This is a genomic window from Nostoc sp. DedSLP04 (genome assembly GCF_034530775.1).
GTDB lineage: Bacteria > Cyanobacteriota > Cyanobacteriia > Cyanobacteriales > Nostocaceae > Nostoc.
The window spans coordinates 12,572-29,196 of record NZ_JAVRCL010000045.1 but is presented as its reverse complement, the minus strand read 5'-3'; the positions used below and the strand labels follow the sequence as shown (position 1 = coordinate 29,196).

Below are 16,625 nucleotides of genomic sequence, written 5' to 3'. Positions count from 1 at the left end.
CTTCATGCGAGAAGCAAGCTACGTAATTCGTAATTAAAAATTGTTAATTATTTTTCACTATAAGTAAACGATCTAAATCATTTGTATTATTGTTAATTAACTCCTTAATTTTAGAGATAAACTCATGCTCTAAAAAAGGCTTGGTTAAGTAAGCTTTTGCACCCAATTCTTTAGCAAGCTGGCGATGTTTTTCAGCGCTGCGAGAAGTAAGAATCACAACCGGAATTTTTGCTAAATTTGTGTATTGGCGGAAATTGCTCAATAACTCAAAACCGTTCATTCGTGGCATCTCTAAATCGGAAACGACAACTTGAATTTCAGGATGTAATTGCAATTTTTCTAAAGCTTCTACACCATTTTGAGCTTGTATTACTTGATAGCCAGATTTTTGAAGAGTTAGAGAGAGAGTTTGCCGGAGACTAATTGCATCATCTACTACTAAAACAACTTTTGGTGATTTATAATCTGGCTCTTGAGAATAACTGGGTTGGGTTTCTATAGTTGTTGTGGAAGTCGATGCCGCAAGTAATGGTGTAGATGAAAAAGTATGCCCTGATATTGGCAAAGCTTTTATATTTGACGGAGAAGCTACTGGTAGCGCCCTGATATCAAGTGTTGTTTGTTGGATTTCGCTAGATTTTATCAACAACAAAGCATCAATTACTAAGATGAGATTACCATTAGCTAAACTACTACAACCATAAATGTATTTTGGCGGTGCGATCGCATTTCCTAAAGGTCTGATTACCAGTTCTTGTTCGCCGATTATTTGGTCAACTTCTAAAGCAATCTTTCCCTGATTTCGCTGTAGCAAAAGCACCGGATTTTTTTCTATGTTTTGGTTTTGATTATTTGAAATATTGTATGGAGTCTCATTATTAGTGAATGAACTATTATAATTAATCAACTTTGAAAGGTGACGAAGACTGACCATAGTCTCATCATTATCTATATTCAAATATAAGACTTTTTTCCCTTCAATTTCTTTAATCTGTTGTTCAGAGGGAATCAATATTTTTTCGATACTGTCCAACATCAGACCATAAACAACACCTTTGGCTTGAACTAGCATTAACTTCTCTGTAGTCATAGAAAAAGGAATTTTTAGGATGAATATTGTTCCTTGGTTGGGTAAGGATTGAACTGAAATCGAGCCGTTGAGCGCGTGCATTTGAGTACGCACAATATCTAAACCCATACCGCGCCCAGAAATTTCACTTACTTTCTTTGCAGTAGTAAATCCAGGCGAAAATATCAAATCTAAAAGTTCAGGTTCAGCCAGACTAGAAGCATAGTTTCTAGTTTTTTCTTCAGTTTGTATGGGATAAAGTTCGACAGCTTTTCTGCGAATTCTATCTAAATTCAATCCCTGACCATCATCTCGAACTTCGATAATAGTTTGGCTACCCTGATGATAAGCGCAGATTTCGATTAAACCTTCTTCTGGTTTACCAAGCTCTCGGCGAACTTGCGGAGCTTCAATACCGTGGTCAAAAGCATTACGCACTAAGTGTAACAAAGGATCGTAGAGCTTTTGGGCGATCGCTTTATCTACCAATACTTCGCTACCGGTAAGTTTCAATTCAACAAGTTTGGCATGAACATTCCCCAATTTATTTACCATGTGGGGGAAACGATTCAGAATATTGCCCAAAGGCGACATTCGTGCTTCGACTAAGCTATCTATAATATTAAGAGTTAAATTCTCTTTTTGATCGCTAATTTGAGTAGCTTGTGTCAGAAGCAAGTCAAGAGATTCTGTGGTTTCTTGTAGTTGCAGTGTCTCTTCTATTGCTTCATGCAATGTCATGTGAAATTCTGTATATACATCCATTTCTAAAGAGTCAAAATCCACTGCAAAACTTTGCGTTTGTCCTGATGTAATATTTTGTATTTGTAAAGGTAAATCGCGTAACTCATTTAAAGTTGTTTGGTGTCTAGTAAGTTGCTGTACTAATTGCTCAATTATTTCTTTGACTTGTTCATCTTGTAAACTACGCCGTTTTTGGGAAATCAGCAATTCTCCTGCTAGATAATTGAGGTGTTGCAGTCTCTCTGTATCTACCCGAATAAATGAAGGTTGGCGAAAGTTTTTAGTTTGATCGTACTGTGATTTCTCTTCTATTTCTTTGTTGATTTGTGTAGCTATCTCAGGCATGACTTCAATAGCTGTTTCCGAAACGTCTATAATTATCTGCTCGCTGACAGTTAATGAATCAAGCTTTACTGAATAATTATCAGTCTGGGTTGTTACGATTTCAAAAGCAAGATTTTGTCTAGTTTCTTCTCCCCATATTGCTTCTAACAAATTATCAGTTGATTGAGAAAATACAATCTCTTTAATCACTAACAGGTTTTGTAACTTTGGACTATCAAGCCAATTTTTCTCTTCGCTAGTAACAGGAGGATAATTTTTATATTCTTTTGCTAATTTGTGAATTTGGTTTTGTAATAATTTAATTGCTGAAAGGTGGCTATCAGATGCTTTCAGAGAATATTGAAACTTTGCAACTGCAAATAGGATAATTAAGATTATGCCACGTCGATAAATACAAAGACTTTGACTATCTTCTTCATCCTGAACAAAATCAAGAAAGTCTTTTAGCCAGTTTTCGATATAACTAAGCAGATTTTTTCTTTCTAACCTGGGAACTAGTAAAGTCAAACTGAGTTCCGCTTCTGGTATTTGCATCTGGTGATTAAACCAGCCATAAATGTAGCGAATTACTTTTAAATAAAATTTGGCAGTTTTTGGTTTTACCGATTCGCTCTTATTGTTATCAGATGTAGTGAGAAAGTGATAAAATTGTTCTTCATTAATGATAAATTTATCAGTGAATGAATTATTTACTAATTTTTCAGATAACTCATTATTTTCCACTACTGCGAGTTTTCGTAAACCTGATGAAGGTTCTCCACCAGATGTGCGATCGCCTGCTAAGACTAATTTTTTTGCTTGTTGTAAATCTACAAGGGCAATTTCTGCAATTTGCTGTACCTGACTGGGATTTGCTTGCAATGCTGAGAGAATAGTTTGGGAAATTTCTCCCAATCCAGGTAAATTTAGAGATTCTGCCAAGCCCAGAAATACTTCAGCTTGAGAGTGTAAAAACTCAATAAATTCGTCATTATTTGGTGGATTATTAATAACGTCAGCAATACTGTTTAGACGTTGTTCTACTCCTACTTCAAAAACAGATTGCACAATATCAAATCCCAATTCTTCAGAAGTAGGGATATGAGATTCAGCACCAAATGCATCACCCAGCTTTTCTTGCAACTGCGTGAATACTGAAGTTGCTCGATGAAGCAGTTCTTCATCATTAACAGTACTCCCTATTAGCTCAGTATTTAATGCTATACTCAAACACTCATAAGCTTGTAATAAAAGTGTTTGTAATTCTGCATCAACTACCACTTTTGGGTTGTACAAAGCCTTAAATACATCTTCTAAAAAATGGGCGATCGTCTTAATTAATTCTAGCCCAACGTTAGCTGCACCACCTTTCAGTGTATGAGTAGCTCGCATTAGATTGTGAATTTTAGCAATACTATAATCTTCCGACAAGCTAAATAGTTCTTGTTCAATAATTGTGACTAATTCTGGGGCTTCAGCTAAAAAGTAGATGTAACCTTGTTGGCGAATTTCCTTATCTGTAATCATATTTTAGATTTTTGATTTTAAATTTTGGATTTTAGATTTGTTGCGTAAAGTTTTAATTGATGCAACTGTCATTGCCAGAATTTCGGTATTTACTAACATCAAGCTTTTCACTTTTTCCAGTGGTAATAAACCAACCTCAACAACAAGTTCCATCCAATAAAGACTTTCATCGGCTTCTTCCTCTACCAAACTGAGTTTAGCAATGACATCGGCGGTTGACTTACCACGACAAGCTGACCGATAGTTAGCTCCCACAGATGTTGCTGAACGGATTAGCTGCTTGCCAATTACATCTGCCGTTCTGCTCTGTGGGAGAGCTTCTACTAAGCGGATTGCTCGCAATGCTAGCTGCTTTGTTCTCCGCTTAAAATCCTCCTCATTCATAATCCAAAATCCAAAATCTAAAATCTAAAATTCATTTGACTTTAAACTTACTAGCAGTTGTTAATAACTCTTGCGCCATTCCTGATAGCTCTTGGAACACGGTAGCAATTTCTTGAGATTCAGCAAAAGTTTTATCGGCAATTTCTGCGACATCTTGCATTGATTTAGTTACTGTTACAGATTGCGCCATTTGTTTTTGAGTCGCTGCGGTAATTCGCTCGATTAGCTGACTAATTTCGGCAGTCGCAGAAACGATCGCATTTAAGTTTTGGCGAGTGTCACTAACAAGATTTGTGCCTTCTACTACCTGTTGAATACCAGTTTCCATTGCTACTGCAACTTCTCCGGTTTCTGCTTGAATCTCCTGAACTAATTTTTCAATTTCGATGGTTGCTGCTGCTGATTGGCGAGATAAAGAACGGACTTCATCAGCCACAACTGCAAAGCCTTTGCCATATTCACCAGCACGAGTAGCTTCAATGGCTGCATTCAAAGCGAGTACGTTTGTCTGTGTGGCAAAATTACCAATCAAATTCACCACTTTGGAGATTTTTTGTGAGGATTCGCTGAGGCGTTTAATCTTTTTGCTGGTTTGAGCAACGGTTTCACGAATTCCTTGGATTGCTTTGACAGTCAGGTTCATGGCAGTATCGCCAGACTCTACAGTTTGATTGGCTTTTTGCACTGCTAGTTGTACTAACTCAGCATTCGCTACTACAGCTTGAGTAGAGTCCACCATTTGTTGAATGTCACCTAAAGCTGCGGTAATGTCCTCAGACTGTTGTTGTGCTAGATTGGTTAGTCCCGCTAATGAAGACTCGCTATTGCTAGAAGTTTGGGCAACTTGTTGAGCAGCCCCTTGTACTTGAACAACAATTTGCCGCAGTGCTTGCAGAGTATTATTGTAAGCATCAGCGATCGTGCCTAGTTCGTCTTCTGTAATCGGTGCGCGTACTGTTAAGTCGCCGTTGAGAGCGGGTCTAAGGGCTTTTAAGAGTTGAATAGATCGTTGTTGTAGTAACTCCTTGGCTGCCTTTTCTCGTGTTGCTGCTTCTGCTAATTTTGCTGACTGCGCTTGTACTTGTTGCAAATATTCGGTATGTTGTAATGCCAATCCTAACTGGCTGCCAATACGTGCTAACAAAGTAACTTCTGATTCTTCCCAATCACGAGTTCCCGAATTCTGATAAGCTGCCAGCAATCCCCACAATTGTTCGCCAGCAAATACAGGAACAATTACATAAGCTTTGGCTTCAAATTGCTCTAAAACTTCAATGTGGCAAGGAGAATGACCTACCTGATAGATATCATTTACAACAAAGTTTTCCCCTTGGGCATATCGACCTCCTTGAGTTTCTTGTAAGTGGGTATCTTCCCAGACGGTTTTGATATCGGGGCCTACCAGTTTTACCCAAAGATGACCTGCTGACTCGGCGACAAATTCACCACTCCAGTTAGGATTGAAGCGATACACGGCGACGCGATCGCATCGCAGTAATTGTCTGACTTCTTGAGTAGTTGTTTTGAAGATTTCTTCTACATCTAAAGATTGCCGGATGCGGTTACTGATCTTGGTAACAGCTTTCTCTTGTTCTGCTATTTGAGCTAGTTTCTCAGATTTAACTCGCACTAATTCCAAATAGTCTATCTGTGATTTAGCTAGGCTAAATTGCAAGCTAGTTTGAACCAAAAAGTTCACTTCCCAGCTTTGCCATTCACGGGAGCTAGAATTTTGATAAGCTGCCAGCAATCCCCACAATTTATCCCCGAAGAATATCGGAACAATGATATAAGCTTTGGCTTCAAACTGCTCTAAAATCTCAATATGGCAGGGAGCTAGCCCTACTTCATAGATATTATTAACGACAAAGTTTTCACCTCTGACATACCGACCTCCCTTGGTTTCTTGCAAGTAGGTATCATCCAAAACGGTTTTAATATCAGGGCCTACCAGTTTTGTCCAACCAGTACTCACAGACTCAGCCACAAATTCACCACCCCAGTCAGGGTTAAAACGATAGACAGCAACGCGATCGCATTGTAGTGATTGGCGCACTTCTTGAGTGGTTGTTTTGAAGACGCTTTCTACGTCTAAAGATTGTCTGATGCGGTTGACTATCTTAGTGAAAACTTTCTCTTGTTCAACTATTTGAGCTAGTTGGTTAGATTTTTTCTGCACTTGTTCGAGATATTCCGCTTGTGAGATAGCTACACCAAATTGCAACCCAATTTGAGTTACAAAGGTTTCTTCCCAAGGTTGCCAATCACGAGGCCCAGAATTTTGATAAGCTGCCAACAAACCCCATAATTTTTCTCCAGCAAATATGGGTGCAATGATGTAAGCTTTCATTTCATACTGCTCTAAAATATCAATGTGACATTGAGAATGGCCCATTTGATAAATGTCATTAACTACAAAGCTTTCACCCTTGGCATAACGTCCTCCTTGAGTGTCTTGTAAGTGGGTATCTTCCCAGACCATGTAAAAATCAGGGCCGACCATTTTTATCCAGCCGTTACCCACTGACTCAGCAACAAACTCACCACTCCAGTCAGGTTTGAAGCGATAGACACCGACGCGATCGCATTTTAGTAATTGGCGTACTTCTTGAGTAGTTGTTTGAAAAAGCTTATCAACATTTGATACCCGCAGAATTTTGTCGATGACTTTAGCTACCGATTTTTTTGCTAGTAGCCGCTGTTGCTGTTCTTTTTGGAATTCAAAGCTTTGTAATTTGTAAATCAGTTCTGTTGTCAGTTGAGATAGTAGGCTAATTTCTACTTCTTGCCACTGCCGCTTTGAGTAGCAATTATTGACTGCTAGTAAGCCCCACACTTTACCTTCTACTACAATCGGTAAACTCAAACTAGCTTTAATTTGAAATTTATCTAGCAGTTGCTTTTGATAAGGGGTAAGTTGAATCTGATTGATATCGTCAATAACTACAGCTTCTACATAGTCTTGATTGGTATATAGACCAAAAATAATTCCGGGAATATTTTCGCCTAAAGTTGGAGTCCAGCCTAATGTTCTTGATTCTGCTAAAACATTACCTGATTCTCGCGAAGTAAACTGATAAATTAAGGCGCGATCGCAGCCAATCTTTTCTCTAATTTGTGCTACAGTAATTTTAAGTAATGTATCAATGTTTGGGGCTTGGCGCATGTGAGTTGCGATATCTTTCATCTGTCGCCGCCAAGTTTTAAATTCTTGAGCGATCGCACTTAACAAAGACATTTCACTACTAGCAATATTTGCTATATTAGCGCTACCATTCTGATTTTCTAATTCAGAAATTAAATGCTCGTTATCATGGCTGTTGTTATACAAAAATGTCATTTGATTAAACCTCAAAATTGTGATGGGTAATAAATGGATATGTGGCAAGCAATATTTATTTGGTATTTGCTGATTAAGAATTAGGAGTTTTCAAAAATTACATCTTACTAAATATTCAATTATGAATCCCCCATGCTGGAGCTTGAAGAATAGTTTTTGCATCCAAATTAAAAATTATATTCTCTGAATCATTAATAAAGTATCCCTGTAAAAAAGGTGATAGTTTAGGATAAAATAATTCAGCAGTTACAGGTTTCATTTCTTTAGTATCTAGCCATTCAATATCTATTAGCTGTCGTACCAAAAGTCCCAAATACTTACCCTTATTTTCCAGAACAATTGCCATCATTTTTGAAAGTAAATTTGGCCCTTGCGAAATAGGAGGATAACCTAACATTGCCTCTAAATCAACTAACCAAAGCATCTCACCACGCCAGTTATAAATACCTAAAATGCTGCTTGGCATCTGAGGAACACCACATACTTCTGGTAATGATACTTGTAAAACTTCTGTGATGTGTTGTAGAGAAATGACGGCTGTATCACTTACTCCCAAATTAAAACTTAAAAACTTTTGCTGGGTTTCCAAAGCTATCGATCCTTTGTCCTTGATGATTTATCTCTAGCCACTATTTGCATTTATTGTTGATTTTTGGAGATATTCTATCTAAAAAATAGTAACTTCTATGATTTGTTGACTTATGAGATTTTTACTAATTAAGTAATCGCTTTAAAATTACCACTAGTTCGTCGCGATCGATCGGTTTTGATAGATAACCATCAGCGCCCAACATATTACCCCAAATTTTATCTACATCACTATTCTTTGTAGAGCAAAAAACCACAGGTATCTTGCTAGTATCAGGATTATTTTTCAGTTCTCGGCAAATTTCAAAGCCACTTTTCCCTGGTAAAATTACATCGAGAAATATTAAATCTGGCTTATTTTTATCTATTTTGTCTTGAGCCTCTTCACTACTAGTGGCGCTAATCACAGAATAACCTGCCTGTTGCAAGTAACGGCTGATTATTTCCATATCTGTTAAGCCATCTTCAACAACTAAAACAGTATTCATGGCAATTACTCGTTAACTTTTTCTCAAAGTGTAAACAAAATATACAAATCCTCAATGATTCCTCAAAAAGACATGGAAGGGACTAGAGACTAGCCCTAACCCCTTTGCCCTAACCAATATTTCACAAATCAAATAGGACTGCTATAAATACAAAAAATTGTATTTGTTTAATTTTGATTCAATCTTTATTTATCAACCTCAGAAAAAGTACGTAATAAATATTATTTTAGATAAAATTTTTAATATAAAATAGTTTGACAAACTAATTTAAACTTTCAAGCTTGGATTGAATTTTCAAACTTGAAACATGATTGATAACGAAAAAATTAAAGGTGATTTTATATCTAAAATTCCAACCTAGTCGACAAATAAATAATTTGAACAATAGACTTCATCTAAAGTTTTTTAACCTCAATAATTTAATTCTTACTGAGGTATAAAAGTCTCTAAATTTTGAGGAATAATTCAAAACCAAAAATTACTTCTAAGTCTCTCTAATTACAAACCTCTAAACTAGACTTTCTCTTATCGCTGGATACGCTTTGTGTAGGTAAATATTTACGTATTATACTCATTACCTTATCAGCCACTACAGGTTTAGTGAGAAAATCTGTAGAACCAACTACTTTGGCACGAACTCTATCTAAAAGGCCATCACTGCCTGTTAATATAATTATTGGTGTGTTAGAAAAGGTAGATATTCGTCGTAGCTGAGTACAAATTTCGTAACCACTAGCAACTGGCATAATCAAATCCAAGAAAATCAGGTCTGGTTTATCCTGAATCAGGGTTGGTAGAGCTTGTACAGCATCTTGAATTTTGATAAATCTCAATCCATTGGAAGTGACAATATCCTCTACCATTTTGCATACTTGAGGGCTATCATCGACGCAAGCTACTAGTGGAGCAATTCGCTTTTTTGCTTGGGTGGTAGTAAAGTTATTATTAACTTCAGTAATTCTTAAAGGCAAATCAGGTACTTCTATCAATTCGATGATTCCTTTAAGGATATAAGGAAGCAATGAACGGGTCAGTGGCAATACACTTTGCTTCATTTTCATGGCTAAATCTCGTAGAGTGAATTTGCCATTGATTAAATTTACAAAGTTTTTGTAGACAGATGGACTTACCATCTGCTCAAGTTGTTCTGGTCGTCGTAGAATTGGTGCTAAGTCAGGAGAAAAATTTGCTAAACCTGCTTCTGACCAAATTTTCCATGAGTCTTGCATGTGCTTTACAGACATTTCTGAACTCGTGAAGCTCATTGGGGTTTCTAAGATAACTTCTTGGTTGCGATTGCAACTTAGAGAAGCAAAGTTTCCTTGCAAAGCTAGGTCAAACAATAGTTCTGCTATTGTATTTTCCGCAATAGATTGAATCTGTTCTCTCTGAATTTTCTGTTTTTTATAAAATACTTCTATCAGTTTATAGTCCCAGTAATCAATTGATAGGTCTTGCATCGGTAACTGCAACTTATCAACATCAATCTGGGGACAATTCTGGGCTATATGTCTACGCCAACGTCGGAAGGGATGAGTTCCTCCTGTTGCCCAAACTATCCGTCCCAGTCGATAGTAAAAAGTCCATTGGCTGCCCTTGGAACTCTTAATATTTAATTTGCCATTGTATTGCAACTGAGTACAAGTTTTAAATTCATTTACTAGGTTATTTGAAATAAGTTCTTGATGGGGCATAGTTTGTTCCTTTTATTAAAAAGCTAGCTATTAAAAACCAATACTAGTAGAGCACAGCGTAAATCTACCTACCATGTCAATTAACCAGACAAGTTTCTTAAGTCACTTGTCAAAGGTAGGCAACACTTCCGTCACAGTCTTCTAGCTATATAGCTGTGAATAAGTGCAAATGCATTTGGTATATAGCAGTCTAAATCAAGATTATTAAAAGCAAGACAGATGTTAACATGACAAAACTATTGCTAGTAAATAATTTATCTAGCATAGAGTCTTTATTGGCAGAGTTTACTTTTCTGCTAATATTTATGACTAAAGTAGGTTGCCATAGTCGAGATTATGATGTATTTATATATCATTTTAAGAATTTTCATACTGAATCATATCCGTATAAATTCTGAATTTTAGTTTAAAAAATACTAGCAGTCTCTAAAGAGTTTTACTTTTGTTATTCACATTGACAACATAGGTTTAAATATTTATTTAAATTTACTATTCTTAATTATGCTAATTAATTTCAGTTTTTCTAGGGAATATTATTCTTAAAAAAAGGCGTGCTACTAAAACAAGTAGCAGCCAGATTATAAAGTATTTATTTAGACAATTTATTCAAGGTTGCTTGTGGTTTTGATAGCTGATAATAGCTGCCCGGAGATTACTTTGGTGTTCTGAAAGAAGGCGATCGCCCTCGTCTTTTTCCAAACCAGTCCAGTGCATCAATAACGCCAGCTTAACCCATTTACCACTACGTTCTAGTAAAAAACCAGCAGCTTCCCGACTTAAACCTGTGAGGTCTTGCAAAATTCGCAAAGCGCGATCGCGTAATTTTTGATTTGTTACTGCTACATCCACCATGCGATTGCCATAAACTTTGCCTAGCTTAACCATCACACCGCTAGAAAGAATATTTAAAGCTAGTTTAGTGGCTGTACCAGCTTTCAGGCGAGTTGAGCCGGCGATTATTTCTGGGCCTGTCAATAGACGAATGTCAATATCGGCATCAAAGCTAACTTGTTCAGCAGGAACACAGGCGATAAAAATAGTTATAGCTCCTCGCTGACGAGCAGCATGAAGCGCACCGTGGACATAAGGCGTTGTCCCACCAGCAGTAATGCCAACTACGACATCTAATTGGGTAACGTGCCGCCCTGCGATCGCCGCTTCACCATCTTCAATACTGTCTTCTAAATCTTCAGAACTGCGTACTAGTGCGCCAGCACCACCAGCAATAATCCCCTGTACCAACTCTGGGGGTGTACAAAAAGTAGGTGGACACTCAGCAGCATCTAAAACCCCTAACCTACCACTTGTACCTGCACCAATATAAAATAGGCGTCCTCCGTGACGCAAACGCTCTGCGGTGCGCTCAATTGCCTCTGCTAACTGAATTCTCGCTGCTGCAACTGCTGCGACAGCCTTTTGGTCTTCGTCATTAAACAACTCCACCAATTCTAGGGAACTAAGCTGGTCTAAGTTCAGACTATTAGGATTGACCAGCTCAGTTAAAAGATGCCCGCGTTCTTGCAAATTTGTCATTTGTCATTTGTCCTTTGTCATTTGTCATTTGTCTTTTGTTCTAGCCTACGCCGCCCTTTCTTTGGGCATCTATCTATGTCCGTTGTCATTAGTCAGTTAGCGACCAATGGCTAATCACCAATGACTAATGACTAATGACTAATGACTAATGACTACTTACAACAACCCTTCCAATTTGCGACGCATCTTCTCTAATTCAGAATCAGACAATTCTGGTTCTTCTAGCGGCTGTTGATTGAGAGGGAAAGTGTCTTCAACAGTATCCTCCTTCTGGGCATCTTCTTGCCAGTCAGTTTTTTCGACGTTAAGTTCTGGGGGAGTTACAACTAAATTGCTGTTTTCTGGGATGATTTCCCATTCATATCCAGCACTTTCGCAAAATTCCTTGATTTCTTCAGCATCCATCGGCTCCGGTGTGGGTGCGGGGAAATCCTGAGCTTCTAACATCAGGGCAAAGCGCGTGGCATCATCTTCTGACTCGAACATCAGAATTTTATTGCGATCGCCTTCCCGAATCGTGTGAATCCCCTCATTTTCCGTTCGAGCATTAAAAATTAACACAAAAACACGCATAGGCGTAATCATAACGTTAAACCAATACTTTCAGGTTGTATTTTACTATCTTCTATTAATTTTCTAGTATTTAACCTTTTTAGTACATTTGAACTACTATTTACATGATTTTTACTCTAGTAATTTTCTCTTAATAATATTCATATACCTATTATTCCTTTATTTCTCTAACTAGTACTCTGAGTCTATCTCACACATTACCACACAAGGATTACAGCTATTTTTGACGCTATGCCCTCTATTCTCGCTTGCTGATAGGTTTCATCATTCCCTTACCACTACCCGGTTATAGGGCATTTCTGGCATTAATCAAAGTATCGTGAGAGTCATTATCGCTTGCTATTGAGAATGAGTAGGAAACTAGTACAAAAATATTATTTTTATATCTATATGTCTGTTATCTCCTGAAAACTCCAAGTAGTATTCTAAGTATTTCCAAAATATGCACAAAAAAAGGACTCTATCTAGAGTCCTTGCTATTAACTAAGCTTTTGAGTTAACTATTCCCCCAATAAGTACATCACCTCTTCTAGCTTTTGTTTAGCTATGTAGAGATTGAGAAGCTTTTGCTGTTCCCATGATTGAGGCGGATGAAGTGAACGTCTTTCCATCGTGATTTTGATAAGCGCTGCTTGTTCATCAGTTGGAGAATTCATTTGATCGAGTGCAGCGCCGATATTTTGGAAAGCTTCAAAACTTAACCGTCTTAATCCTCTACCTTCTTGCATCTGGTTAAGTGCGATCGCAGGGAAGGCTATAAGTGAAGTAACGTAGCTAGTCTTATATCCAGCGTTCCCAGTAGGCTTAAGACCGTATCGACGGCACAAGTCGCGTAACTCTTGGATAGTTTTGATTTCGAGTTCCGTTCGTGTAAACATAGAGTAGCCATTTTCTAAAAGTGGTATCGGTGGTGAACTGTTTGCGAGACTGGTATTGCCACCGATTAAACACTCTATTCTTCGGTAGACATCGAATCAAGTGTTATTTATATTTCTCAACAATGCCTAACCCTAAAGGTAATCCTCAAAATTTTGAACCAATTAAATCTGACAGAGAAGAACCTCTAGATGGGAAACTTACTATTCGTGTCACTAAGTCAATGGAAGAGGAGGTCAAAGCGCAAGACAATCCTCCTGAATTTTGTAGAAAAGCCATTCAAAAAGCACTGGACGAAAAGAAAGGAAGGCAACAGTAATTAGAGCTTTATTTCTAAGATTCTGTCTAAACTACAGATAGTTGAAAAGCAATACATATAAATAATAAATTTAAGGCTAGGGTTAGGAAATTGACTCTAGCCTTAAATTTATAGCTGTACCTATGACTGCGTGAGAACCTTAGCCCATCTGTGCTGATTGATTTTCACTGTTAATTGTAGACCCTGTGATCCACAGCCTACGACGTTTGGACACCTGATTATTTTCAATTAAGCTACTCATTATCCTCTGTAGCATCTTTGGAACCTTCAAGCAAATATTTATTACTACCTTTTAAAAGTTTCTGAGTTGTGTCATCTGATTCTATTAATTCACCATTTAGTTCTATTTTATTTTCACCAGACAAAAGAGTATTAAGATTGTTCATGATTACAATAGAACTTTTTTTTATTTTTTCATCAAATTCTTCAACATCAATGTTAGCTTCCTGTAACTTTTTTCTAAGTTCTAAAGCTGATTCTAGAGCTTTAAAATTTTGCTGCTCTGCTTCAATCTTACCCTCTTTAGTTAAGTTTCTATAGCCATATTCCTTAGCGTCTTTTATTAAAGATATAATTGTTTCTATAACTTTAGTTTCTCCAAAGATTTTAAGCCATAAACTACCAGATTCTATCTTAATTATTCTTAGAGGAAAATCAACCTCAGGAATATCAGAAATAAAGCATAATTCTGAATACAGCGCTTGAATCGCTTCTAGTTTTTGTATAAATTCTTTAAATGTATAATCAGAATCTATAAAAAGAGAAAAAGACCTTAAAGTTTCATCAAGTTCAAAATCATAATTTTGTTGAAGACTATTAATGATAAAACTATTAACTTGAGTAAAAGTAGATAAAGTATTTAAAAAAGTTTTTGCACAAATAATTAAATGGATAGTTGATCTATAATCAGACCCATTAAGAAACCCTTCATATGCCTCTTCCAATAGGGAAAACTGAGAACGAATATAACTTTCTATTTCACTATTTTGGTTTGTTTTTTTTAGAAATGAGATGTAATCTTCTTGTAGTCTTTCAAGGTTTAGAAAAAAAACTTTAGGTTTTACACGTGATTTTATTTCACTTATTAAAGTTGATAGATAGGCTTCAATGCTGACGTAAGATATAGCGTTTATTCTTTGAAGAATATCTCCAAGATATTCTAAAGCGTCAGCAGTGTCATTTTCGCGTGGATTTGCCAAAAAAAGCAGCAATTCAAATGCTAATTTATTCTCATCTTTTTCTAGCAAATTTTGTAAAAACTCAAAACTTTCAATTAGTTGAAAGGTTTGCATCTCATTACCTCATTTAGGTTAACTCTGAAAAATGGCTAATTTATTTAACTAAATGCAATTAGCAGATTTAATATTTGCTAATTTATTAAAACAACCAAAAATTAAAATATTTCATACCCTTTTATGCAAAATTAAGTTAACTAGTATAACATAGCATAAAATGAAGGAATTTATGAACTTGTTCAAACAGGACTTTTAAAAACCTCTGTATATCCATCACCGATAAATCAAAATAATCTTTTTTAGATCCAGAGTAGTTTTTTGAGGTAAAAGCCAGCGATTTTCTGGCTTTTTTTAGTTAAACGCCTAAGCCAGAAAGTTGCTTGATTGGTACGTTTTAATTCCGATTTCGTCGTTACCTTACGTTAAAGCTATAAGGCTTATTCCTAGAGGTTTTTAATTTACTTGGAGTCTCTACTTGGAGTAATTTCAACTACACTTCTCTATTTACTTAGATGTCTTTCAGTACTCTTTCCTTATCCGGTTGTAGATAATGCTTAATAAGAGTGTCTACACTGTTGCCGCAACTGTCAGCTAATAAACCCAAGTCAGCACCGTTATTAGCTTGAATACTAATAAAAGTATGTCTAGTAGAGTAGGGTTTAAGATAACCGTGTATTAATCCTTGAGTAGCGAGTCTACTAACAACCCCAGGATAACTATAAGCCTTTCCGTCCTCATTCACACGGTTATTATGGTTCCAAGCTACTCTAATCTTAGGTGAGTCATAGTATTTGCCTTTGTTACTAAAAACTAATTCATCATCATTTTCTGTTTTTTCTTTCAAAGTTTTTAATAGATTAATTAATCTATTCATACCTTTCATTTTAAACCATCTAATTACTTCTGTTTTAGTGGTTTTAGTTTTCTTCAATGAATAAGAATAACTTTCACCAAAAATTATCCATCCTGAATCAAATTTAATATCTTTCCATCTAAGTGCGAATGCTTCTCCGTGTCTACATCCAGTAAGAAATAAAAATTCAATTAAATTCGCAACTTCTATTTCGTGTTTTTTATTTGATTCATAAAATGCATTGATAATTATATCTCTCTCTTCCAGTGTATAAGCTTTATAATCTTCTTCCTCTTGTAACTGTTGTGATTTTTTAGGCAGTCGATAAGATTCTTTAATCTCGTTAAAATAATCTCGGTTTATTCCTAAATTATTGTTAATTGCCCATAAGGAAAGAGAAGACAAAGCACCGTACAAAGTTTTTATTAAGTGCTTACCAGTTTTTTTTGCATTCAATGTATTAATAATTAAACTTGCTGTTTCTTCTCCAAACTCTTGTTCCAAAAAAGGTGTTAGCAATGTAGTGTAAGTAGTTTGGTATAGTGTCCTATGTGTTGACTCAGCAATTTGTTGTGTTTGCAGTTTCCAAGCGATATATTTACTCCACAACTCTCCCAATGTAGGCAATGCTCTCGCAGTCGGTAACTGAGTAACAGTGGCTAACATCGGCTTGATATCCAAATACTTAGCTAGGGTAGGATCGAATAATCCTCCGTCTGGATGGTCGATATCAGCTTGTATCCGCCTAGCTATACCATCAGCCCATTGCTTGTTCTCTGGGGTATCACTTCTACCTAATCCTTTATATGCTTGACGTTTGCCGTAGAACTCCTGACTCACCCTAGTACTGAACTGAAGCCGGAGAGAACCTTTGTCAGTTCCTACGTTTACATCGGCTAATCGGCTAGAACCCTTAGTATTTGGACGTTTTGAGTACATCTAGTAATTATATAGTAATTTCTATTATTTCAGTTTTTGAATAACTGCTTAAATACTAGAATACCTTATGAGTATCATTTGACGCCTTGGTGTAATCATCTGTCCTTTTTAAGGTTTATTCATATTAAAGTTCGAGATT

At 36.5% G+C, this 16,625-nt stretch carries 12 protein-coding genes; 1 reads left to right on the top strand and 11 read right to left on the bottom strand.

All coding sequences use genetic code 11. The features are described 5' to 3' along the window. Positions 1-43: 43 nt before the first annotated feature. The 9 genes from RMX89_RS23330 to RMX89_RS23290 all read right to left on the bottom strand — a co-directional run bounded on the left by RMX89_RS23330 (position 44) and on the right by RMX89_RS23290 (position 13,142). Positions 44-3,664, bottom strand: coding sequence for a response regulator (locus RMX89_RS23330; RefSeq protein WP_322690615.1), 3,621 nt, complete (start codon positions 3,662-3,664; stop codon positions 44-46). A gap of 3 nt (positions 3,665-3,667) precedes the next feature. Beyond that, a complete protein-coding gene (locus RMX89_RS23325) occupies positions 3,668-4,048 on the bottom strand; it encodes a four helix bundle protein (RefSeq protein ID WP_322690614.1) in 381 nt (126 codons plus the stop codon). Between the two features lie 31 nt (positions 4,049-4,079). After that, positions 4,080-7,388 carry a GAF domain-containing protein gene (locus tag RMX89_RS23320; RefSeq protein WP_322690613.1) on the bottom strand — a complete coding sequence of 1,103 codons (3,309 nt, stop codon included), beginning with the start codon at positions 7,386-7,388 and terminating at the stop codon, positions 4,080-4,082. 115 nt (positions 7,389-7,503) lie between these two features. Further along, on the bottom strand, positions 7,504-7,977 hold the full coding sequence (locus RMX89_RS23315) for a chemotaxis protein CheW (protein WP_322685189.1): 474 nt from the start codon (positions 7,975-7,977) through the stop codon (positions 7,504-7,506). A gap of 124 nt (positions 7,978-8,101) precedes the next feature. Then, positions 8,102-8,464: a response regulator transcription factor gene (locus RMX89_RS23310; RefSeq protein WP_322664528.1), complete on the bottom strand. Its 363-nt coding sequence runs from the start codon at positions 8,462-8,464 to the stop codon at positions 8,102-8,104. A gap of 494 nt (positions 8,465-8,958) precedes the next feature. Then, on the bottom strand, positions 8,959-10,158 hold the full coding sequence (locus RMX89_RS23305; protein WP_322690612.1) for a response regulator: 1,200 nt from the start codon (positions 10,156-10,158) through the stop codon (positions 8,959-8,961). Positions 10,159-10,764: 606 nt separating this feature from the next. Beyond that, positions 10,765-11,691 (bottom strand): N-acetylmuramic acid 6-phosphate etherase, encoded by a 927-nt coding sequence (murQ, locus tag RMX89_RS23300; protein ID WP_322690611.1) that lies wholly within the window; start codon positions 11,689-11,691, stop codon positions 10,765-10,767. Positions 11,692-11,847: 156 nt separating this feature from the next. Further along, positions 11,848-12,276 carry a DUF3110 domain-containing protein gene (locus RMX89_RS23295; RefSeq protein WP_322690610.1) on the bottom strand — a complete coding sequence of 143 codons (429 nt, stop codon included), beginning with the start codon at positions 12,274-12,276 and terminating at the stop codon, positions 11,848-11,850. 488 nt (positions 12,277-12,764) lie between these two features. Continuing rightward, the gene (locus tag RMX89_RS23290) at positions 12,765-13,142 is read right to left on the bottom strand and encodes a hypothetical protein (protein ID WP_322690609.1); all 378 of its coding nucleotides are present in this window, start codon (positions 13,140-13,142) and stop codon (positions 12,765-12,767) included. Between the two features lie 122 nt (positions 13,143-13,264). Here RMX89_RS23290 and RMX89_RS23285 point away from each other — a divergent pair, with 122 nt between their 5' ends. Then, positions 13,265-13,459: a hypothetical protein gene (locus tag RMX89_RS23285; protein WP_322690608.1), complete on the top strand. Its 195-nt coding sequence runs from the start codon at positions 13,265-13,267 to the stop codon at positions 13,457-13,459. A 233-nt stretch (positions 13,460-13,692) separates the two neighbouring features. On the opposite strand, the gene RMX89_RS23280 is transcribed toward RMX89_RS23285, so the two are convergent. Further along, positions 13,693-14,751: a hypothetical protein gene (locus RMX89_RS23280; RefSeq protein WP_322690607.1), complete on the bottom strand. Its 1,059-nt coding sequence runs from the start codon at positions 14,749-14,751 to the stop codon at positions 13,693-13,695. Between the two features lie 451 nt (positions 14,752-15,202). Further along, positions 15,203-16,387, bottom strand: coding sequence for a tyrosine-type recombinase/integrase (locus RMX89_RS23275; RefSeq protein ID WP_322690606.1), 1,185 nt, complete (start codon positions 16,385-16,387; stop codon positions 15,203-15,205). Positions 16,388-16,625 lie beyond the last annotated feature (238 nt).